Raw genomic sequence first — 23205 nt, 5'->3', positions numbered from 1 at the left:
AGCAAAACTAACATCTAAATACCCTTAGGTATGACAACAACAGCAACTAAAAAACAACTTCATAGAATCGATTTAATCTTTAATAATGATGATGATTGTAAAGAGATTCTTCGAAATGCATTGTCAAGATCTGACCAGGAGATTGTCAATGAAATGGTGAATTCTGGTCTTAAAGGCAGAGGCGGGGCAGGTTTCCCTACAGGATTAAAATGGAAACTGACTGCTGAATCTAAAGAAAAAGAAAAATATGTAATCTGTAATGCAGATGAAGGAGAACCTGGAACGTTTAAAGACAGGGAAATATTAACCAGAGTACCTCATAAGGTTCTTTCGGGTATGGCTATGTGTGCCAAAATAATCGGAGCACAAAAAGGCTATATTTATTTAAGAGGAGAATATAAATTCTTAGTTCCTGATTTAAAGAAAGAGCTAAGAAAATTTCATGATATATTGGATGAGTTGGGATTGGATTTCCGGGTTGAAATTTTTTTAGGAAGCGGAGCATATATTTGTGGTGAAGAGAGTGCTCTGATTGAATCCATGGAAGGCAAAAGAGGGGAACCTAGAAATAAACCCCCATTTCCTAGTGTGAATGGTTTTAAAGGAAAACCTACAGTAGTTAATAATGTGGAAACCCTGGCACATTCATACACAATATTAAAATTTGGAGCCAAAAAGTTTAGAGATCTTGGAGTTAAGGATTCTCGTGGGTCTAAGGTGTTTTCCGTATCCGGAGATACTCCGATACCGGGTATTTATGAGTTGGAATTAGGCATGACAGTTCAAGACTTTGTTGATGATTTTGGCGATGGCGATTGCAAGGCAGTTCAGGTTGGCGGTGCATCAGGTTTTTTGGTTCCGCGTAAGCGATTTGGAAAAACGACTATTGGTTATGAAGGGAAATTAACTGGTATATCCTTGCCTACCGGAGGATCCATGATGATCTTTAATAGTTCACGATCCATGTATAATGTTCTTAATAATTATCTGGAATTCTTTGAGGAAGAATCTTGCGGACAGTGCACTCCTTGCCGGGTTGGATGTCAGCAGCTTTTAAAAGGAATTAAAGCGGTTAAACGTGGCGAAAAACCAACCTCTTATCTCGATCAACTACTTAAATTAACTGAAACCATGAAGTTGACAGCTAAATGTGGATTGGGTCAGTCAGTGGCGAATTCGTTTTCGTCTATTGTAGAAAACTTCCGCGAGGAGATGATTTATTAGGGAGAAAATAACCAATCTGAATTTTGAACAATTTAAACTGAAATTGATATGTCAAACATGGTGAATTTAACAATTAATGGAATTGCTGTTAGTGTTGAGGAAAATAAGACCATACTCGAGGCAGCAAAACATCTCCATATAAAAATACCAACGCTTTGTTATCACAAAGACCTTTGTGTAGCAGGAAACTGCAGAGTTTGCGTTGTCGAACAAGTGGGTAATCATAAATTAGTAGCATCCTGTGCCACTCCTGTTGCAGAGGGGATGGAGATCAATACAAACACTTTAAAGGTAAGAAATTGCCGCAAGCATATTATTGAGCTTTTACTCACAGAGCATAGAGAAGAGTGTACAAAATGCTATCGTAACGGGCATTGCGAATTGCAGGCATTATCTGCAGAATATCAAATCACAAATCAGGATTTTATTGATTTGGTACCGGATAAAAATTATACCGTTGACAGGCTTTCTCCCGCAATTGAGAAGGATGACAGCAAGTGTATCCGTTGTCAGAGATGTGTTCGTACATGTGCTGAAATACAGAGTGTTGGTGCTATTGCAGTTGCTCATAAAGGATCTGAGATGAAGATTTCTACATTTTTTGATCGATCGCTTGACGAAGTTGTTTGTACCAATTGCGGTCAGTGTATTGTTCATTGTCCCACGGGCGCATTAACCGAAAAATCATATGTAGAGAAAGTATGGGATGCGCTCGCCGATCCGGATACACACGTTATTGTACAAACAGCTCCGGCCGTTCGTGTTGGATTGGGAGAGGAATTGGGTTTAGGACTGGGAACCCGAGTTACAGGCAAAATGGTTTCTGCTTTAAAAAGATTGGGTTTTGATTCCGTTCTGGATACCAATTTTACCGCTGATTTAACCATTATGGAGGAAGGAACAGAACTGCTAACCCGATTAAAGCGGGCACTTGTGGATGATGATCCTGATGTTGCCTTGCCAATGGCTACTTCTTGTTCGCCGGGTTGGGTAAAATACATAGAGCATAAGTATCCTGAGTATCTGCCTAATCTTTCTACTTGTAAATCACCGCAACAAATGTTTGGCGCTTTGGCTAAGACGTATTACGCTAAAAATGTAAATGTTGCGCCGGAGAATATCGTATCTGTTTCTATTATGCCTTGTACGGCTAAGAAATTTGAGGCAAATCGTCCTGAAATGAAAGACAGCGGTTATAAGGATGTTGATTATGTATTGACTACCAGAGAATTGGCCGTAATGATAAAACAAGCAGGTATCGAATTCGAAAAATTAAATGATGAAATTTTTGATTCAATTATGGGTGTCGGTTCTGGTGCAGGAGCTATTTTTGGTGCTACTGGCGGCGTTATGGAAGCTGCATTGAGAACGGCTTACGAGATAGTTACAGGTCGCGAAGTTCCATTTGATAATTTGGAGATTATTCCGGTTCGTGGCTTGGAAGGAGTAAAAGAGGCAACTGTTAAAATTGAGGGAACTGTTGAAGCGTGGAATTTTCTGGAAGGAGCCGAATTAAAATGCGCAATAACCAATGGTCTCGAGAATGCTCATAAATTGCTGGAAGCAATTAAGAGAGGCGATAAATTCTATCATTTTATTGAGATAATGGCTTGTCCGGGCGGATGTTTGGGCGGTGGTGGTCAGCCATTCCCTGTTGATAATGAAATTCGATTACAGAGGATGAATGCTCTTTACGAAGAGGATAGAAATCTTCCAATTCGAAAATCTCATGAAAATCCTGAAATTGTTCAGATTTATAAGGAGTTTTTGGATGAGCCTCTAAGTCATAAATCACATAAACTTCTTCATACTTCTTACGTGAAGAGGGAACAGTATTAGTGTTTAATTAAAGACTAATGAGTGGTTATTGGTAAGTAAAAAAAGATCCGGTTTTGTGGCCGGATCTTTTGTTTGTATTTAAAATTGATTGATCACTTTTCGAATAGCAACCAGTTTAGTCAATAAATCTTCTAAATAATCCAGGTGAAGCATGTTGGCTCCATCCGATTTTGCGTTTGCCGGATCAGGATGAGTTTCGATGAAGATTCCATCCACACCAACAGCAATACCTGCTTTGGCAACAGTTTCGATTAATTCAGGGCGACCACCGGTAACTCCGCTTGTTTGGTTTGGTTGTTGCAACGAGTGAGTAATGTCCAAAACCACAGGACAATTATTCTCTTGCATCACAGGAATTCCTCTGTAATCTATAATCATATCCTGATACCCGAACATATTTCCTCGATCTGTTAAGATCACTTGGTTATTTCCTGATTCGCGCACTTTATTTACAGCAAATTTCATCGATTCAGCAGAAAGAAACTGGCCTTTTTTAATATTAACAACTTTTCCTGTTTCTGCTGCAGCAACCAATAAATCAGTTTGGCGACATAAAAAAGCAGGAATCTGCAAGACATCAACATAAGCTGCAGCCATTGCTGCCTCTTCAGCAGTGTGAATATCTGTAACAGTAGGTACGCCAAAAGTATCGCTTACCTTTTTCAAGATTTTTAAAGCTTTTTCATCACCAATACCTGCAAAAGAATCTAATCTGGATCGGTTTGCTTTTCGGTATGATCCCTTAAAAATGAAAGGGATTTCAAGCTTATCGGTAATCTGAACAATTCGCTCAGCAATTTTCATGGCAATTTCTTCACCTTCAATGGCACAAGGACCGGCCAAAAGAAAGAAGTTACCACTATCTGTATGTTTTATATTTGGAATATTTTCTATCATGATGTTCTAATTTATTTAGAAGCTGTTTAAATTTATTTTTAGAAATTTTTATCGAAGAAAAAAAACTCAGAATAAGGCAAATTTGATGCGAATAGTGGTTCTATTTAAAGATAATTTAACGCAATTATGAGGTTTTTGACTTATAAAAAAGCGAAAATATAAATCTTTAAACAGTTTCTTAGGGCAAAAGTAACAATTTTTGCTTGTTTAAGCAGAAATTAAAACCTGTTCTTCCACCAGCTTCTTAATCTTTCCCAAATTTTTAATTCCTGAGCATTTTGCTGTGGTATGTACAATCTTTGAGTTTTTATTTGATCCGGAAGGTATTGCTGATCTACAAAATTACCCGGATAATCATGGGAGTATAAATAGTCCTTTTTGTACCCCAGATCTTTCATTAGTTTGGTTGGAGCATTTCGTAAATGAAGAGGCACAGGTAAATTTCCAGTTTCTCTAACCAATGCCTGAGCTCTGCCAATTGCCATGTAAGCAGCATTACTTTTGGGCGAAGTTGCCAGATAAATGGCTGTTTCGGATAAAATAATGCGTGATTCCGGCATTCCAACCAAATTAACCGATTGAAAACAGGCATTTGCAAGCAAAAGGGCATTCGGATTTGCCAGTCCAATATCTTCACTCGCCGATATTACCAGTCTTCGGGCAATAAATTTTGGTTGTTCTCCACCTTCAATCATTCGGGCCAGCCAATACACAGCAGCATCAGGATCTCCGCCACGAATTGATTTTATTAGAGCAGAAGCAATGTCAAAATGCTGTTCTCCATCCTTATCATACATCGAGGGGTTTTCCTGCAACTCTCTGGTCACCATCTCGTTGGTAATGCTTATTGATGTGGTATTTTGAGAATTCACAACCAATTCCAGAATGTTTAAAAGTTTTCGGGCATCTCCACCTGAAAATTTTAGCAGTGCATCTTTTTCAGGAGTAAGAATTTCTTTTTCTTTTAGGTAGCTGTCGTTGGCAACAGCATAATCAATCAGGGCTTCCAAATCTGCTTTCTCCTGAGCCTTTAGCACATAAACCTGGCATCTTGAAAGCAAGGGAGATATTACTTCGAAGGATGGATTTTCTGTTGTTGCTCCAATCAAAGTTACGGTTCCATTTTCAACAGCTCCCAATAATGAATCCTGCTGCGATTTACTGAATCGATGGATTTCATCAATAAATAAAATGGGATTTGGAGTATTGAAGAATTTTTGTTTTTCAGCTTTGGAAATTACTTCCCGTACATCTTTTACTCCCGAATTTACAGCCGAAAGAGTATAGAATGGCCGGTTGAGTTGTTTGGCGATGATTTTGGCCAAAGTTGTTTTACCAACACCGGGAGGTCCCCATAAAATGAATGAGGACACATTGCCTGATTCAATCATTTTACGTAAAACGGCGTTTTCCCCGACCAAATGTTTCTGACCTAGATAATTTTTCAGATCAGTGGGGCGTAATCGTTCAGCTAAGGGTTGATTGGGAGTCATGTATTTTGTATTCTGTTTGTTATGCTTGATTTAGTCTTTATTGCAGTATCTTTTAATTACGTTGTAAGCATCAATTAAGCCCAATTCGCCGGCCTTACTTAAATCTTCGTAAGCCAGATCCTTCTGATCAAGAAATAGATAGACTAAACCTCGGTTATAGTATGCCTCAGTAAAATTAGGATCCAGTTGAATCACCCAATCGTAATCGGCAATAGCCTTTTTAAATTGTTTCGATTTGGCATATGCGTTACCTCGGTTGTATATGGAAAACAAGAAGGATGGATCGAGTTGTATTGCCTTTGTGTAATCGGCAATAGCACTGCTGTAATCCACAATTGTCTCGTTTTTCTTTTTCTTTTGTTCCGGATCAAGATTAAGTAACGATTCTCCTGCTTCACCAATGGATTGAATGTAATCGGTCATAGCAGCAGATGCATTCGCACGATTGAAATAAGCAAAGCAAAAATCGTTTTTATTCTCAATTGCGATACTAAAATCCTCAATTGCCTTATTAAATTTCTTGTCTAACAAATAGTAAGTTCCACGTTGAAAGTAGCCATCGGCATTCTTTGCTTCAATCTTAGAATTGGCATTCGCAATTTGTTCGTCAATTATTTTCTTGGGGTATTTAAAATGTCTGTTATTAATTGTAAATGCCGGATTGTAATTTTGTTTTTGATTGTAATTCATTATTGCCTGGTCGTAATATTGAACCTTACCGGCTCGTAAAATATCAAAATCCAAGTGAGTAATGTGAAAATTATCTTCTAACTGTATGGTAACATATTTATCCTGAACACGGCCTTTAATGATGTCCTCGGTAAAGGATTCCCTTGAATTTAAGTCGATCAGTTTTTGGAAATTCTCAGTTGTATCAACAAAGGCCGACATGGCGCCTTCATTTTTCATTTTTTTATAGCGCTCGATAATGAGCAAAGCCTGATTTCTATCCTGAATGGAACCATCAATATTATTCAATTGTCGTTTTGCCGAAGATCTTGCCAAATATGCTTTTGCAAAATCAGGATAAATTTTAATGGCTGTTGTGTAATCTGCAATAGCACCCTTAAAATCTCCAATGTCCATTTTAACAAATCCCCGGTTAAAATAAATAAGCATGTTATCAGGATTCATTTCCAAAACATTGTTAAAATCCTCAATGGCCGAATTGTAGTCACCAATTTCAGATTTTAGTAAAGCTCTGTTGTAATAACAGTGTGCATTGTTTGGATCCAACTCCAGAACCGTATTGTAATCTTCAAGAGCTCCTTTGGGATTTTTATTTGCATAATTGGCAATTCCTCTACTCATAATTACCCGTGTGTTTTCCGGTTCTATTTTAAGAGCTCGGTCGTAATCTTTAATGGCTTCATCGTATTCTTTTTTCTTGAATTTTAAATAGCCTCTGTTTCCAAATGCATCTGCCGAAAATTCGTTCAGTTGAATGGCTTTACTGCAATCCTGGATTGCCCCATCAGTATCTCCAAGATTATCGCGGACAATTGATCTGTTAAGATAGGCACCCATTAACTCAGGATCTATTTGAATGGCTTTTGAATAATTGGCATTGGCTTCGTTGAATTTTTCAAGAGCAGCTAAACTGTTCGCTTTACTGAAATAGATATTCGCATTGTTAGGTTTGAATTCCAAAGCTTTTTCAAAATCTTTTAAAGCTCCCTGATAGTTTTTTAACTGATATTGGGCGATGCCCCGATAGAGATAAGCAAAAGTGTAATTTGGATTTAATTCCAGAGCTTTTGTGTAGTCAACAATTGCACCGTTAAAATCTTCGAGCTGTGATTTTGCCAGTCCTCTGAAAAAAAACGGCTCGGGAAGGTATGGCTTAACCCGAATAATATCATTAAACTTTGTGATTGCTTCGGTATAATCATCAAACTGAATAGCACTTCTACCTTTATCGAATATATTTTCGGTGTTTAATTGTGCGCTAAGCTCAAAAGAGGTTAAACTGAATAGGAAGAGAATCAAAAGGGTTATTCTGGGCATTCTATATGTTTTTATGAGTAAAAGTTATCCGGATTACAAATTTAAGAAATAATATACTCCTTCTTTTAAATAATCACTCTATATAACAAAAAACACGCCAAATGATTTCCGTTTTTTCTTAAAAAGCCTTAAATTAAGAATAGAGCTTAAACTAATTACAGGAGGTTGAAATGAATAATATTCTGTTAAAGTACATGGAGAGTCGGTTTCAATCCAAAATAATTGATCCCCGAAGAGGTGTTTTTTGTGAAGGACCGGTAGTTACTATTTCACGGGAGTGTGGCTGTACTGCAATAAATATTGCAAATATGATGGCGGAAAAGCTTACCCTAAAAACAGGGAATAAGTGGACTTGCTTAACCAAGGAAATTCTTGAACAATCTGCAAAAGAATTGAATTTAGCGCCTGAGAAAATTGAATATGTTTTTAATTCGAAGGAGAAATCAACCTGGGATGAAATTTTAGCCGCTTTGTCGAGTAAATATTATCAAAGTGACCGTAAGATTAAAAAGACTATTTCGGATGTTGTTCGGGCATTTGCATCCAAAGGGAACTGCATTATAATTGGTAGAGGGGGAGTCGTTCTTACACAGAATATTGAACGGTCGTTTCATATTAAGCTACATGCTCCATTGGAATGGAGAGCTGCACAATTGCAGGAAATTTACAAGTTGAGTACCAACGAAATGTTGTCTTACGCAAAAGAGATTGATAAGAAAAGAGAGATTTTAAGAAACTATTTTAATAAAGAACCTCTTTCCAATACTGTTTTTGATGTGATTTATAACTCGAAAAATTTATCAGATGAGATGATTGCCGAAGCGAGTATTCATATGATGGAGATGAAAGGAGTGCTTGGCAAACACATCGTAATGAGATAAAAACGGAATAATGTAATTTTTTGGAGAAATTAACTTTAGGTTGATTTCTCTTTTTTATGCGTTATATTTTTAATTTATAATTAATACAACTTGTATTGATAGTATTTCATCGAAAAAATGAATGAAAACAGGCTGTTGACTTGCTTGTAATCGTGATTTTATTACTTTTGCAACCGTTTGAAAAGAGAATATTAAAGCAAAATATGATGAAAATTAAATTCCTTAGCGTATTGCTTTTAGCTGCAGGCATGTTACTGTCTACCGCAGTTAAAGCAGAGAAAAAAGAAAAAGAGGAGAAGAAAGAAGGTTATGTTTTTACTGATGTTAAAAGATTACCTGCTACTTCTGTAAAAAATCAACACAGATCTGGTACCTGCTGGTCATTTTCAGGATTATCATTTATCGAATCAGAAATGATTAGAATGGGAAAACCAGAAACTGACTTGTCGGAAATGTTTGTGGTTTATAACTGTTATTCAGATAAATCGATTAAGCATGTAAGATTAAACGGCAAATTTAACTTTGGTGGCGGAGGTGCATTTCACGATGTAACTTATGTGATGAAAAATTATGGTATTGTTCCAGAAAGTGTTTACCAAGGCTTAAACTATGGAGAAGAAGGACACACACATGGAGAATTGGATGTTGTTTTGAATGATTATGTTGAGGCGGTGATTAAAAATAAAAACAAAAAACTTACGCCGGTTTGGCACAACGGATTTGACGGAATATTGGATGCGTATTTAGGAGAACTTCCTACCAAGTTCGATTATGAAGGAAAGGAATATACTCCAAAATCATTTGCGAAGGACTTTGTTGGTGTGAATCCTGATGATTATATTGAAATAACCTCTTATACTCACCATCCTTTTTATGAGAAATTTATTATTGAGGTGCCTGATAACTGGTTGTGGAATGAGGTATACAATGTACCAATGAATGAGATGATGGAAATTATGGAAGGTGCAATCATGAAAGGTTACACAATTGGTTGGGCTTCTGATGTAAGTGAAAAAGGTTTTGCTTACCGAAAAGGTGTTGCGATTGTTCCGGGAGTTGATACAAAGAACATGACTGATTCGGAGATTTCTAAATGGGAAAATCTTTCGGAAAAAGAAAAAGATGATAAATTATTTGATTTTGACGAGCCTGGTACTGAAAAAGTAATTACTCAGGAAATGCGTCAGGAAGCGTTCGATAATTACAACACTACTGATGATCATGGAATGCATATTGTTGGAATTGCCAAAGATCAAAAAGACAACAAATATTTCATTGTGAAGAACTCATGGGGTACTGATAATAATCCTTACGATGGGTATTTTTATGCTTCTTATCCGTTTGTTGCGTATAAATCAATGTCTTTTATGATTCATAAAGATGCATTGTCGAAAGAAATGAAAAAGAAATTGGGCTTGTAATTGCCTAATACTTATAATATTTGAACCCCGGCCAATTGGTCGGGGTTTTTGTTTTTTACATCTTTGTAGACAATTTGTTTTATATGAATGCTAATATTCTTTATCTTAGTGGCTGTTTATTACTGATAAATGAAATAAAAATCCACGTTTAACGGGATTTATAATAACTTGAATGTAAAGATATTAATTATGAAAAAGATTTTTTTAGCTGCAGTAATCTGTATGTTTTCAAGCGCATTGTTCGCACAATTATCTTCGCCGATAAATTTTGGTTTACACGCAGGATTGGTTAGCACCAAAGCTGATACTGATATGGGAGGGTTGGCAGGAATTAAAGAAAAAGCCGATAACGGAATGATGCTTGGAGCCTTTTTACGAATTAATTTGAATAAATGGTATGTACAGCCAGAGTTGAATTATGTGTCCAGAAAATCTCAACTTGATATTCTTGGGGAATCGTATGATATTAAAACGAAGAGTTTGGATATACCGATGTTATTGGGTTACAAAATTGTAAAATTGCCGGCATTCAAATTAAGAGCATTTGCAGGACCGGTTGCTTCTTTTAAAATTGACGATAGTCTTAAAAGTAGCGTAGAAGGAAAATTAGATGGAGATTTTAAAGGTGCTGTTTGGAATGCAAAATTTGGCGCTGGTGTTGATGTTTGGAAATTGACATTGGATGTTGATTATGAAGTTGGTCTTTCTGATGTTGCGAATGACCTAAAGCAAAATATGGTAAATGTAACTTTAGGATTTAAAATCTTCTAAATTGCTTTTTCAATGATATTAAAAACTGCTGATTTCGATCAGCAGTTTTTTTTTCGATGAATATTTTTTGTAATTGCTATATTTACGTTTCTTCTAATCTTCGTTTAAAACAAATTTCAGTCATGTTACTAAGTCCCGAAAAAAAATTAGACCTTCTAAAAGTACTGGATTTCCTTGTGGAACAGGATATTGCATCCTTCCAGTTTTTAGCTGGCATTGCAGATGAAGTTAATTTTGCGAAAGGGGAAACGATATTTTCAAAAGGGGATTTGGGTGGAGCTGTATTTATTATTGCAAAAGGCTGTATTCAGATTCATGACGAAGGGCATATTTTTATTGAGCTGAAGGAAGGGAAAAGTTTTGGTGAGTATGCGCTGATAAAAACAGAAACTCGTTCAGCTTCTGCAAGTGCCAAAAGCGATTCTGTACTTCTGCGGATTACTGACGATCATATTCAGTTGCTTGAAGAAGAATTTGATGTTCGTATAATTGATGCCATCCTTAATCCACTCCGGAACATTCGGAAAAGAATGGTGGTAAAAGATCTTCTTGAGGAAGAATTAACTCAACAAAAGGCGACCATCGAAAAACAACGGAAAGAATTGGAGAGTTTGAATGCTACCAAAGACAAATTTTTCTCCATTATTGCGCATGACCTAAAAAATCCATTTGCTTCACTAATTGGAGCTTCAGATTTACTGGTTGAAAATGCTGATGAATTGTCTCAGGAACAAGTAAAAACTTTCTCTGGAATTATCAACCAGTCTGCCCGTCAGGCTTTTCGGTTATTAGAGAATTTATTAACATGGTCGAGAATGCAGACTGGTGTCATCGCATGGAAACCGAAAGAAATAGATTTATGGGATTTGGTGAACGAGGTTGTGATTTTGCATACCGGAAGCGCAGAAAATAAGGAGATCAATATAGAAGCAGTAATTGATGAGGATTTAAGGATTTTGGCTGATCCTAACATGATAAATACCGTTGTTCGTAACTTGGTATCCAATGCCATTAAATTTACTCCAAGGGGTGGCAGTATCACCGTTTCATCACATGTTACGCATAATCAGGTTGAGATTTGGGTGACTGATACAGGTATTGGAATTAATTCTGAGGGAAAGAAAAAACTATTTCGAATTGATGAACAGTTGATGAAATCGGGTACTGAAAATGAAACAGGAACAGGATTGGGGCTGATATTGTGCAAAGAATTTATTGAACTGCACAATGGGAACATTTGGGTAGAAAGCGAACCGGGGAAAGGCAGTTCTTTTAAGTTTTCTCTTCCTGTATCTTTATCTTCTTTATAATAACCTCTTAAAACATTTCACGTAACATCTGTTTGTATTCTTTATTTGAGTTGCATTGTTATACTTTAGGGCTTTCTTATTCTCTTAGTAAAGATTCTTGTATGAAGTATTTTAAGTACATCTTCTTTTCATTGTTTTTGTTTGCATCGATTAATGCTTATTCGATTGGACGAAAGAAAATTCTTGTTTTGCATTCTTATCATCAAGGCTTAAAATGGACTGAAAATGTTAATATTGGAATCCGGGAGGTGATGGATTCGTTAGGAAATAAGTTTGAACTGGACTATGAATACATGGATACCAAAAGGAATTCTTCCAAAGAGTATCTCGATAAAATAACTGAACTTTACGATTTAAAATTACAGCGCGAAAAGTATGATGCAATTATCGTTTCAGATAATAATGCGTTGTCTTTTGTGAAAGAAAACAGAGAAAAGTTCTTCAAAAATACCCCTATTGTATTTTGTGGCATTAATCATTTTAAAGACGAAATGATTGAGGGATTAAATAACATTACAGGTGTTGCCGAAGAGGTTGATTGGCATGGTGTTATTAATCTAATTATTAAAACAAGACCAGAAACAAAGAGCTTAGTTGTTATAAATGATGATAAAACAACTACTGCGAAGTTGAATAAATTATCGATTCTTGAGCAGGAGCAGCAATTTAAAGATAAACTTGAATTTATCTATTATGAAGATGAGGGTATGGATGAATTGATTGGGAAAATTCAAAAAATTCAAGGAGATACAGCAATTCTTTTATTAACATTTAACAAAGATAAATATGGTAAATTTATAAGTTTTCAGGACAATTTAGATTTGCTTATTCCCCAAAGCAAAGTGCCGATATATATTGCGTGGGCATTTTATATAAATAATGGAGTGATTGGTGGTAAGGTCGTGAGTGGAAGTTTGCATGGAAAAATAGCTGCTCGAATGGTGGAAAAAGTAATGAATGGAACACCAATAGAATCGATACCAATTTACCGAAAGCCATTGGATCAATTTGTGGTTGATTACAATGAAATTAAGCGATTTAATATTGATCAGAATGTACTTCCTGATAATACCTTTTTAGTAAATGCACCGCAATCTTTTTACAGCGAAAATAAAGAGTGGATTCAATTAATTGGAGGAATTACATTTCTGGCCACACTTATTATTTTGGTTTTATCAAGAGCGATTTTAAGACGGATTAGGGCTGAAAAAGATTTAATTATAGAGAAAAACCGCTTGAAAATATCCGTAAAGCATGAGCGTTTAATTGGTTTAATAGGACGTTTATTGAATGCATCCGAAGATTTTAAGAGCGTATTGGATGATGTTTTGAAGTTGATGACTGATGAATTGAATGTGGCAAGGATAAGTCTATATTCATTAAAGGACTCAACCAATACCGGGATTAAGATTAAAAGCAGGATCTCTTTAAAAGGGAAAAATATAAAGGATGTTAATCAGTTTTATTTTTCCGAAATTGATGAAATTATTTCACGGGTTAAAATGAATAAAAGTATTGTATCCCGCGATTTGTCGAATTTAACACAGAAAGAACAGGAATATTATAGCAGAAGAAATATTGGAGCGGTTGTTTTGCTGCCTGTAATGGTAGAAAATGAAGTGGTAGGTTTAATGGGATTTGCTCAAAATAAAGCACATGGCTGGACTCGGGACGAGATTAGTATCTTTTTTTCGACTGTAAATATGATTGCTAATGCCTGGGAACGAAATTCTTTAATGATTGATAGAATTGAGGCAGAACAAAAGAATGTCGAAGCTTTAAGAATGCTGGAGCAGTCATCGCGACTGGCTTCCATTGGGGTAATGGCTGCGGGAATAACACATGAAATTAATCAGCCCTTAAATGCAATTAAAATAACTGCGGACAGTGTATTGTTTTGGCAAAAAAGAAATCCGGGACAGCTGCCTGAGATGTTTACAAGAAAAATTCAAACTATTTCTGAAGGAACATCAAGAATTGATTCCATTATTAAGCACATGAGGACTTTTTGGGAGAAGCCTCACATATCAGAGGAAGAGATTGTTGATATGGTGGAAGGTGTAAACCGGTCTTTATCCTTGGTAAAAAGGCAGGTGTCGGATCATAGCATCGAATTAATCGATAATCTGCCAAAGAATGCAGTAAATGTGTACGCAAATTACATTCAGTTTGAACAGATTGTAGTCAACCTGATTGTGAATTCAATTCACTCTTTGGATAAAGTTCAGAAGGAGAATAAAAAAATTAAATTGAATGTTTATCAGGATTCCAAGCATGGAGTTTTGGAGATTCATGATAATGGAACAGGTATTGAATCAAGCATTCGGGAGAAAATATACGATCCGTTGTTTACAACCAAAGGAAATGAAAGCGGCAGTGGCTTAGGGATGGCGATCGTAAAAACATTTATTGATCGGTTTCAGGGAGAAATATCAGATTACAATAATGAAGATGGCGGGGCAAGTTTTATTTTACGTTTTAAATTGAAGGAAAATAGTTAAAGCAGTAGAGTGAAGATAGATTGGCGAAAGAGGAGAGTACTGTAAAAAATAAAATCAGAAAGAAAATGAAAATTCTTATTGTTGATGATGACATATCGAGTGGAACGGCCGTTGCTGAATTTATTGAGGAGCAATTGGCTTATTCTATTCATCTGTGTCATAATGGCGAAGAGGCATATAATTCTTTGAAGAATGAGGATTTTCAGATGGTTATTTCAGATCTGAGAATGCCTGGAATTTCAGGTTTGGATTTGCTGAAAAAAATAAAGCTTTTACCCAAAGGGGATGAGATTGAGGTAGTAATTATGACTGGTTTTGGTGATATGGAAAGTTCCATTGAAGCATTACGAGGCGGAGCATATGATTATCTGTTGAAACCGGTTAATATTGAAGAATTAGCTATTTTAATTGAGCGGGTTGCCGAGAAAATTCAATTGAAAGGCGAGAACAGGGATCTTAAAGAAAATATAAAGCAAACAATCTCTCACGTGAGGAGAGAGGAAGCCGAGCGAATTCAATATTACGAAACTACCATTCGTGAGATTACAAGCGTTGGTAAAATTGGTGTTTTTTCGGATGTTATGCGGGGAGTGGTGCATATGGCAGAGCAATTTCATGAAGATCGTTCGGTGCCGGTTTTAATTGAAGGAGAAACAGGAACAGGAAAAGAGGTTGTTGCGCGTTTGGTTCACTTCGGAAAATCGAGCGATGTTACAAAGCCATTTATTTCGATCAATTGTTCGGCAATTTCACCTGCACTATTTGAAAGTGAATTGTTTGGGTACGACGAAGGAGCTTTTACAGGCGCTCGTAAAGAGGGAAAGCCCGGCAAACTGGAGTTGGCACAGGGAGGAACTTTGTTTTTAGATGAAATTGGTGAAATGCCATTGGATATGCAGCCTAAATTGCTGCGCGTACTGCAACAGAGAGAAATGTATCGGGTTGGTGGAAGCAAACCTATTGAATTGGATGTTAGAGTAATTTTTGCCACCAACAGGAATTTAAAAGAAATGGTGGCCGAAAAAACATTCAGAAGTGATTTGTATTATCGTTTAAATACCGGACGATTGTATATTCCTCCTTTGCGGGAAAGAAAAGAAGCAATCTTATCTTTTTCTCAAATTTTTTTAGATCAGTATTCGAAGAAGAGGAACCGAAAGTTTCGATTCATAAGTAAGGATGCCAAAAAAATGATGCAGGATTATGCATGGCCAGGTAATATCAGGGAACTGAAAAATACAATTGAGAGGGCAACTTTGCTTTATAATGATTTAGAATTAAAACCCGAACATCTGAGGTTTTTGCAGGCCGATGACAATGAGCTTGAGCCCAAAGAACAGCCAATTGTTTTGGGGCGCATTGTTTTACCCGATGATGAATTAAGAATTGAGCAGTTAGAGCTGGAGATTGTTAGGAAAGCATTAAAAAAGTTTGATGATAATAAATCAAAAACAGCAGAATATCTGGGGATCACCAGAAGTGCTCTTCGCAGCAGAATGAATAAATTATAAGTACAGTTGAGGTTCGAATTTATCAGGGATTTTCTTTCCCTAAAATAGGTCGTAATAATTACATCGTGGGTGTGATTATTTTCCCCATATGTGTATTTTTTTCACATCTCTTTTGATGATTATAAGTGTTTGAAATGAGACGCTTGTTCGTTTTTGAAACAGATTGCACTAATAATGTTCAAAATTGAACATTATTAGTGCATTTATCAATTCTTCAGATATTTATTAAGTTCCTTGTTGTTAGCATGTTGTGTGTTTGTGCTTATGTGATCTCTATTTTACAGTTTTTTGGCATTCCTTTTGCGCTTAAATGGCTGATGTTTCATTTAAAATCTAAAGGGTATGGAAGTAAGGACTGATACACAAATTAAAAAGATCAATTTTAGGAGTAATAAAAGGAACCTTTTGGAATCATTTTTATCGGGTTCAAATGAATTAGGTCACGAACCGTTAAAAGTGGATTATAAACTTTTTATTGAAGCTGCGAATAAGAAAAACGTTCAGTTTGAATTTATTCGTTTGAAAAGTTTTAATCTGGATAAAACATCATTTGATATTAGTAATGCTCAAAATGCGTTACTCGAAGCTGATTATGCTTTGGCAGATTCAGGAATGCTGATTATCGATACTCAGGATCAGGATGTTTTATTAACCGTTTTTCTGGCAGAAGTACTTCATGTTGTGATACCGGCAAGCAAAATTCTTCATTCAATGGACGATTTTGAATTACTAAAAGGAAAGCGTGCCATTGAACTCGGTGGTGGAATAGCAAGTATTTCAGTTTCTTCTTCCGATAAAGGACACCGGTTTTCATCGAAAGTATTACGTACAATGGTTTATGTCCTCGAAGATATCTAGAAATTTTATCGATAATTATAGAGGGGCGTGGGATTCGCCCCTTTTTTGTTTCTTATGTTGCGGGGAACCTGGAGAGTTCAATTTTATTGTTATTCTTGTCCCGATGTATTCGGGACGGCATTCTACCGACTTGTTTTAATTTCAAAATGGTATTAAGCTTTAATTTGAACTAATTCCTGCAGTTCGTTATCCGATAAATCACCAATCCATTTTTCACCGGTTGCAACAGTTAAATCTGCCAAATGTTTCTTATCCTGTAACATTTGATTAATTTTTTCTTCAAAGGTTCCTTTTGAAATGATACGGTGTACCAGCACATTCTTTTTCTGTCCAATTCGGAAAGCCCTATCTGTGGCCTGAGCTTCAACAGCCGGATTCCACCATAAATCGTAATGAATAACATGGTTGGCTGCCGTTAAGTTTAATCCTGTACCACCCGCTTTTATAGATAGAATAAAGATTTTAACATGCTTCTTGTTCTGAAATTCTTCAACCATATCATCTCTTTTTTGGCGGGCAACACCACCATGCAAAAATAGCGGTCTGGTATCAAAAGCATCCTCCAGAATACGTGCAAGTATCTGACCCATTTCTTTGTATTGCGTGAAAATCAATACCTTTTCATTGTTCTCGCAGATCGAATGAAGCAGTTCCAACAGCATCTCCGTTTTGCCTGACAAATCAACCCGATCGTCTTCTTTCTTAAGAAACTGAGATGGGTGATTACAGATCTGTTTTAAGGCTGTCATCATTTTAAGCACTAATCCTTTCCTTTCTATCGAATTTGCCTCGGTATTATTCAGCGATTTAAGCATGCTGTCAACCACACTCTGATAAAGTGCAGTTTGTTCTTTTGTGAGCTGAATAAAACAGTCATGTTCAATTTTTTCAGGCAAATCATTTATAATTGACTTATCCGTTTTTAACCGCCGAAGAATAAAGGGACCGGTTATTTTTTTGAAACGTTCAAGCTGCAGTTTATTGTTATCATTTTCGATAGAAGAAGCAAAAGTTTTTTTAAAATACTTAGCCGACCCAAGATATCCTTTGTTAACAAAGTCGAATAAACTCCAGTATTCACTCAACCGATTTTCAACGGGTGTTCCACTAATAGCAATTTTTACCCCAGCTTTTAATTTCTTTACTATTTTTGTTTGCTCTGTTCCAGGATTTTTAATGTTTTGCGCTTCGTCAATAGCAAGTACTTCCCATTTAAATTTTTGAAATTTTGATGCATCGCTGCGTAACATGCCATAGGAGGTAATTACTAAGTCACATGCATCTGTTTTAAATTCACGTTTTGCGCCATGATAAATATGTGGAATCAACTCTGGGGCAAACCGTTCTATTTCTTTTTGCCAATTCGTAATTAAGGTGGTAGGTACAACAATTAGAGCCTTTCTTGTATCGAAACGGCCTTCATGCTTAAATTGCAGTAATAAACTGATGACCTGCAGTGTTTTTCCAAGTCCCATATCATCGGCAATAATACTTCCAAACCCGACCTTACTGTTTTTATACAACCATTGATATCCCCGCTCCTGATAAGGTCGTAAGGTGGCATTTAAATTCTTAGGGATGGCTTTTTGTTCCCCTTTCAACAGCTCGTTTATAATCTTTCGAGCAGTTGTTGACAGCGTAATTTTGGCTTCATGATATTCTTCTGACAGAGCAGATTGAAGCAGGTCAACACGTGAAAGATCCTTGTTTTCATCCAGATTATTAAGCAGTGTTTGAATCTCTTTTTGGTCAATCAACACATATTCACCTTTGATATTAACCACTCCGGATATGTTCCTAACCAATTTCTTAAATTCGCTAATCGGGATGGTTTTATCTCCTATAGCTATCTGCCATTCAAATTGAAGCATTTCATCAAGATTCAAGTAACTCTTGCCTGTAGAATCAGATTGCTTACTATCTAATTTTAATGATGCTTTAGGGCGAGCAAGGCTTTTTAGTGTATTAGGTAATAAAATGCGGATGCCCAACAACTTAACTGAGGGTAAGATTTTCAATAATACTTCAGCAAAACTATCTGCATCAAATATTAATTGTTCTGCACCTGAAGAAGAAATCAGTGGTTTTATAGCAGGAAAATCCCTCGATAAGCTTGCCAGTGATTGAAACAATGAGGCTTTGAACTTATTATATGCTTTATCCTCAATGAAATTATGGAGTGTTAATAGTTTCTGCATAGAATCTTTACGGTTTTCAACCCACAATTGTAGGTTAAAGGTATTCTCCTCTGCATTATCTTCTATTTTAATCAGTGGCACATAAGTTTTATCGCTTAGGTAAAACCGTTGAAGATATTGATGTATGGCTTCGGGAATTTGGTTTTCACTAAGCTCTGTAAATGAATGCTTGTGATTATTGAAGAATAATTGTTCGATTTTAGATTCAGTATCCTTATATAAAATATTAGAAGCAGGTGCTGCCGCCTTTATGAAGTGAGTTAAGAAAAGAGAGATAATAGTTATGGTTTGCTCACGAGGGGATAGGTATTTTCTCTTCCTTGCATTGATTTGTACTTGCATCAATTCTTGAGATACATCTTTCTGTAGTGTGTTAAATAACTCATTTACTTCCTCATTAATAACAGGCGGAATCCATCGGATAACATTCTGTTTTTTCTTCAATTCGAGTAGTTGAGGAATAAAAGCTCCACAGTCAGCCAGTTTTAGACTTAAATGATATGCTCTGTATAAAACCCTTAAGTCATTAGAGAGACGCTGTTCGTATTTTTTTGGTAAACGGGTCAAAAAGTTAATCAATGAATCAAAACCATCATCAGAAGCTTCAAAAGTCAAATCTCCTTTGTCGGAATGAAATATGACTTTATGAAAAGAGGTGTCATCATTTATAAATAACTCCAACTTTTCCATGCTTTCAAAAACCTTAGACTCAAATTCTACAACATCCTGATTCAGCAATGCTTTAGAATGACGACTTACAGCTTTGTAGTTTTTGCGTAATATGGGAACAAATGGCTTGTCGTAAAAAACCGTTTTTGTCTCTAGTAGCGATAACAAGTTATCCGTTTGTGGTATCACTTTCGAAAGGTCAAAATTACTGTCATTATCATTATTCTCATCAGATACAACAAGTGCTTCATCAAGGAATAGTTGTTCAAAATCTGGGATACTCATTTCTTTATTAAGTATCATCGCTGCTTTTGCCAGCTCCTTTAGAATATCCAGTCCATGTAATTGAAAAATTAAAAATGGGTTTCGATCAATTTCTGCCGAAAGCATATATATTACTGAGGCCAGATGTTTACATGGTACTGCCCAGTCAGGACAAGAACATTCCATATCAAAATCAGACCATGTATTTGGAAAAACGGCTATTTTATTCTTCTGCGCAATTTCATTCAGCTCATGAGGTAATTCGCGATTTAGTAAATGAGAAAGAACCAATGGGTCATCAGTTATAGCTTTTACCAACTTTGTTTTTTCTGCCTTTGTAAATATTGGAAGAGTGATCTCAACCTTATAAGGAGTACGCCGACTTCCTTTAACCTTAGCATCAATCCTATTGTTTGCTGTATTAATTTCCCTTACATAACCATTACGGGCATAACTTCTTCCACGGGGTAACCTATTGGAATAGTCAATATCTGTTAATGCTTGTAAAAAGTGTTCTCCCCACCATGTTTTACCAAATTGATGCGCCATATTGTTATATAGTTTGAACTACATTGTTCTTGTTTAAGTTATTCTTGAATAATCGTTTTCAACATTGTTTTCTGGAGCGGTTATCAATATTCCTGACCGCTATTCCAAGAGCTTTTCTGGATCCAGCAAATATAATGATCTTTTTAGTACGTGTTAAAGAAACATATTAAAGTAGTTCGGGCATTGCCGGAATAATCGCAGTATTTGATATTGGTTCATTTTTATCCTTACTTTCAATTAATTCTTCTGCACCAGAAGGTGTATTATTGTTGCCAACAGGCCGGAAGAGTTGGTTTCAGGAGCGTTTCAACGTCTTTTCATGTCCTAAATTTAACTGTTTTAAATGTGAAATTTTACTCCAGTCGTTTTAGGGACTAAATTGAATATAGCTATTTTAAGAATGCATCAAAATTGAAAAGCTTTTATTTGTAAATAGAATTGAGGTTCTTATTTGGGGTAACATCAATTCAAGAAAACAGGATAAATGCTGTATTGCTCATTTCAGGAGGTTTTTTTAGCCCCTTGGATTATCGGTTGTTTGTTATTTTGTTAATCAGTCGTTTCACTTGTAAATCACCAAATCCATATATTCCTTCTCGTTTACTAAATTCACTAAAGACGGGCTCGAATTCAATAGTATTAAGTTCGTCCATTATTTGAATAAGTGATTGTGTTGGTTTTCCTAAATTTCCTTTTTGTGGAAACCGGTCTCTTTGTGCTATAATGGCAGGATAAAGAAAAGGAAATTGAATTTCTAATTTCTTCGCTATTTTTAGCATTTTATTACAATCATTCTGTTGATAGAGTTTCCATAATTTACTTAATTCAATAATCTCAGATAATTCAATTTTTATTTTTGTCTGAAATGCTGTGATTAACTCTTTTTCATTCATTCCACCAAAACTATATTCACTTTTAAATTTGGGTCGAATTAAGAAAATAGATTGATTTTTATAATTTTCGTAAATCAAGTTAAGTACAAACCAAAAATTTACTTGACAAAATAAGTCATCTTCAAACCAAAAATTAATATCAACATTATCAGGAATACCTTGCATTTTCAGAAACTCGGGAACTGTTTTTTCATAATAATTCTGCTCATTGTAACCTTCATAATTTAGACTTATGAAGGTGGCTCTTGTATGAATAAGTTCAGTCAGATTGTTTCCTTCTACATTTCCATCTACCAAACATTCCCGAGCTACAATGAACTCGCCTTGAATAGCTTCAGGTAACTGATGTTTTAACGAATCCCCGTTTAGTATATGATATTGTTTCTTCATTCGTTTCTTTATAATAACCGCTAACGTTTTATAATATGGTCAGTAAGCGATTGCAACCGATTTCCTGTCAAGTGGCACGAAAATTTGAAGCGGACTACAACACTTTGCATACCGCTGAAACTCTTATTTATATGGTGTGTTGGTGGCCACTTTTTTGTCAAATCATTTTCTTCAAATCATTTTTCGCTGTTTTAATAAATGTTTCTTTGTCTTTCTTCACTTCTTTTAAAATTGCTTTCTGGTCGGCTGGTATCGTAAAATACTTTTCTGCCCACAAATTTATTTCAATCATTATGGGCAGCAAATCAATTCCTTTTTGGGTAAGCTTGTATAAAACCTTTGCTTTACTGTCAGGGTGGTCAGATTTAGTAATGATTCTGTTTTCTTCAAGTGTTTGCAGACGTGAAGCCAATATATTGGTTGCAATTTTCTCTTCTGATTTCAGAAAGTCGCCATAAGTACATTGTTTTGAAAACATTAAATCTCGAACAATAAGCAACGACCATTTGTCGCCCCAAATATCAAGCGAACAGCTAACGGGACAATTCGACCTTTTTTTTTTCTCTTTCATAAAAAAATATTTTACAAACAACTTGCAAAGCGCAAGTGGATGATTATCTTTGAACTTGCAATTTGCAAGCAAAAATAGTAAATTTTTAAATAGAGAGAAATATGGACTTAAGAAATAAGACAATTTTAATTACAGGAGGCAGTGCTGGCATTGGATTTGAAGCTGCCAAACAATTTTTAGAAATTGGTTCAAAGGTTATCATCACCGGACGGAATCAAGAAAAATTAGATGCCGCAAAAAAACTGTATCCGAATTTAATAGCTATAAAAAGTGATGCAGCAAAAGCTGAAGATGCAATTTCGCTCTACAATCAAGTTAAAGATTTGGGCGGAATTGATATTCTTTACAACAATGCAGGTGTTGGGGTTATGCCGTCAAATTTAGGTGTTACCAACAACAGGCATTTAGAAGGAGCTGCCTACGAAATGAATATCAATTACTTGGCTGTTATACGTTTAAATAATCTCTTTTTGGATATGCTGAAATCAAGAAAAGAAAGTGCAATCATCAACACAACATCCGTTTTAAGTTATGTGCCTTCATTGCTTGAAGCAACTTATTCGGCTACCAAAACTGCCCTGGCATTTTACACAAAATCGTTGAGAGAGCATTTACGAATTGCAAACAGCCATGTAAAAGTATTCGAACTATTGCCACCTGCGGTAGAAACCGAACTAATTGCTCATAGAAAGATAAAAAAAATGAGCACCGAAAAACTTATCAAAGGATTGATTGCAGGATTGAAAAAAGACCGATACACAATTCGTATGGGCTATACTTCAACCTTTTATTTTCTTAATCGCTTGTTCCCAAAATTGGCGTTTGCATTGGTTAATCCAAAGAAATCGGAGCAATATTTAAAATAAGAACACAACAGTATGAAAGCATATACAATATATCGTTAGAGTAAAAAAGATAAACTTCAACTTGTTGAGCTGTCCGCCCCAACTGTTAAAGA

16 protein-coding genes are annotated in these 23205 nt (G+C 35.8%); 10 read left to right on the top strand and 6 right to left on the bottom strand.

What is annotated here, in order from left to right; genetic code table 11:
* Positions 1-30 precede the first annotated feature (30 nt).
* Both BZG01_RS13455 and BZG01_RS13450 read left to right on the top strand, forming a co-directional pair.
* Positions 31-1224 (top strand): NADH-ubiquinone oxidoreductase-F iron-sulfur binding region domain-containing protein, encoded by a 1194-nt coding sequence (locus BZG01_RS13455; RefSeq protein ID WP_101310357.1) that lies wholly within the window; start codon positions 31-33, stop codon positions 1222-1224.
* Between the two features lie 57 nt (positions 1225-1281).
* Positions 1282-3063 (top strand): NADH-dependent [FeFe] hydrogenase, group A6, encoded by a 1782-nt coding sequence (locus tag BZG01_RS13450; protein ID WP_245870374.1) that lies wholly within the window; start codon positions 1282-1284, stop codon positions 3061-3063.
* A gap of 78 nt (positions 3064-3141) precedes the next feature.
* Here the strand turns inward: BZG01_RS13450 and kdsA are convergent, their stop codons facing one another.
* The 3 genes from kdsA to BZG01_RS13435 form a co-directional block, all read right to left on the bottom strand.
* Positions 3142-3960: a 3-deoxy-8-phosphooctulonate synthase gene (gene kdsA / locus BZG01_RS13445; RefSeq protein ID WP_180327317.1), complete on the bottom strand. Its 819-nt coding sequence runs from the start codon at positions 3958-3960 to the stop codon at positions 3142-3144.
* Between the two features lie 218 nt (positions 3961-4178).
* The gene (locus tag BZG01_RS13440; RefSeq protein ID WP_101310354.1) at positions 4179-5453 is read right to left on the bottom strand and encodes a replication-associated recombination protein A; all 1275 of its coding nucleotides are present in this window, start codon (positions 5451-5453) and stop codon (positions 4179-4181) included.
* Between the two features lie 30 nt (positions 5454-5483).
* Positions 5484-7460 carry a tetratricopeptide repeat protein gene (locus BZG01_RS13435; protein ID WP_101310353.1) on the bottom strand — a complete coding sequence of 659 codons (1977 nt, stop codon included), beginning with the start codon at positions 7458-7460 and terminating at the stop codon, positions 5484-5486.
* 170 nt (positions 7461-7630) lie between these two features.
* On the opposite strand from BZG01_RS13435, the gene BZG01_RS13430 reads away from it, so the two are divergent.
* From BZG01_RS13430 to BZG01_RS13400, 7 genes are all read left to right on the top strand, one after another.
* Positions 7631-8341 (top strand): cytidylate kinase-like family protein, encoded by a 711-nt coding sequence (locus BZG01_RS13430; RefSeq protein ID WP_101310352.1) that lies wholly within the window; start codon positions 7631-7633, stop codon positions 8339-8341.
* 206 nt (positions 8342-8547) lie between these two features.
* Complete coding sequence (locus BZG01_RS13425; protein ID WP_245870372.1) at positions 8548-9762, top strand: C1 family peptidase; 1215 nt, start codon at positions 8548-8550, stop codon at positions 9760-9762.
* A 189-nt stretch (positions 9763-9951) separates the two neighbouring features.
* Entirely contained in the window at positions 9952-10533 is a 582-nt protein-coding gene (locus BZG01_RS13420; protein WP_101310350.1) for a porin family protein, read from the top strand.
* Between the two features lie 122 nt (positions 10534-10655).
* A complete protein-coding gene (locus tag BZG01_RS13415; RefSeq protein ID WP_180327316.1) occupies positions 10656-11843 on the top strand; it encodes an ATP-binding protein in 1188 nt (395 codons plus the stop codon).
* Positions 11844-11944: 101 nt separating this feature from the next.
* On the top strand, positions 11945-14344 hold the full coding sequence (locus BZG01_RS13410; protein ID WP_101310348.1) for an ABC transporter substrate binding protein: 2400 nt from the start codon (positions 11945-11947) through the stop codon (positions 14342-14344).
* A gap of 65 nt (positions 14345-14409) precedes the next feature.
* Positions 14410-15855, top strand: a complete 1446-nt coding sequence (locus BZG01_RS13405; RefSeq protein ID WP_143470914.1) for a sigma-54-dependent transcriptional regulator — start codon at positions 14410-14412, stop codon at positions 15853-15855.
* A 342-nt stretch (positions 15856-16197) separates the two neighbouring features.
* Positions 16198-16713, top strand: a complete 516-nt coding sequence (locus BZG01_RS13400; protein WP_101310346.1) for an LUD domain-containing protein — start codon at positions 16198-16200, stop codon at positions 16711-16713.
* 152 nt (positions 16714-16865) lie between these two features.
* On the opposite strand, the gene BZG01_RS13395 is transcribed toward BZG01_RS13400, so the two are convergent.
* The 3 genes from BZG01_RS13395 to BZG01_RS13385 form a co-directional block, all read right to left on the bottom strand.
* On the bottom strand, positions 16866-20393 hold the full coding sequence (locus tag BZG01_RS13395) for a DEAD/DEAH box helicase (RefSeq protein WP_101310345.1): 3528 nt from the start codon (positions 20391-20393) through the stop codon (positions 16866-16868).
* Between the two features lie 527 nt (positions 20394-20920).
* Entirely contained in the window at positions 20921-21676 is a 756-nt protein-coding gene (locus BZG01_RS13390; protein WP_101310344.1) for a DUF1835 domain-containing protein, read from the bottom strand.
* A gap of 157 nt (positions 21677-21833) precedes the next feature.
* Positions 21834-22247, bottom strand: coding sequence for a winged helix-turn-helix transcriptional regulator (locus tag BZG01_RS13385; protein WP_101310343.1), 414 nt, complete (start codon positions 22245-22247; stop codon positions 21834-21836).
* Positions 22248-22348: 101 nt separating this feature from the next.
* Between BZG01_RS13385 and BZG01_RS13380 the strand changes: the two genes are divergently transcribed.
* A complete protein-coding gene (locus tag BZG01_RS13380) occupies positions 22349-23113 on the top strand; it encodes an SDR family oxidoreductase (RefSeq protein WP_101310342.1) in 765 nt (254 codons plus the stop codon).
* The last annotated feature ends 92 nt before the right edge of the window (positions 23114-23205 follow it).

The sequence above is a fragment of the Labilibaculum manganireducens genome, assembly GCF_002843385.1.
In the GTDB taxonomy this organism is placed as follows: domain Bacteria; phylum Bacteroidota; class Bacteroidia; order Bacteroidales; family Marinifilaceae; genus Labilibaculum; species Labilibaculum manganireducens.
Note: the sequence above shows the minus strand (reverse complement) of the source record. Positions and strands in the feature narration are given on the sequence as shown.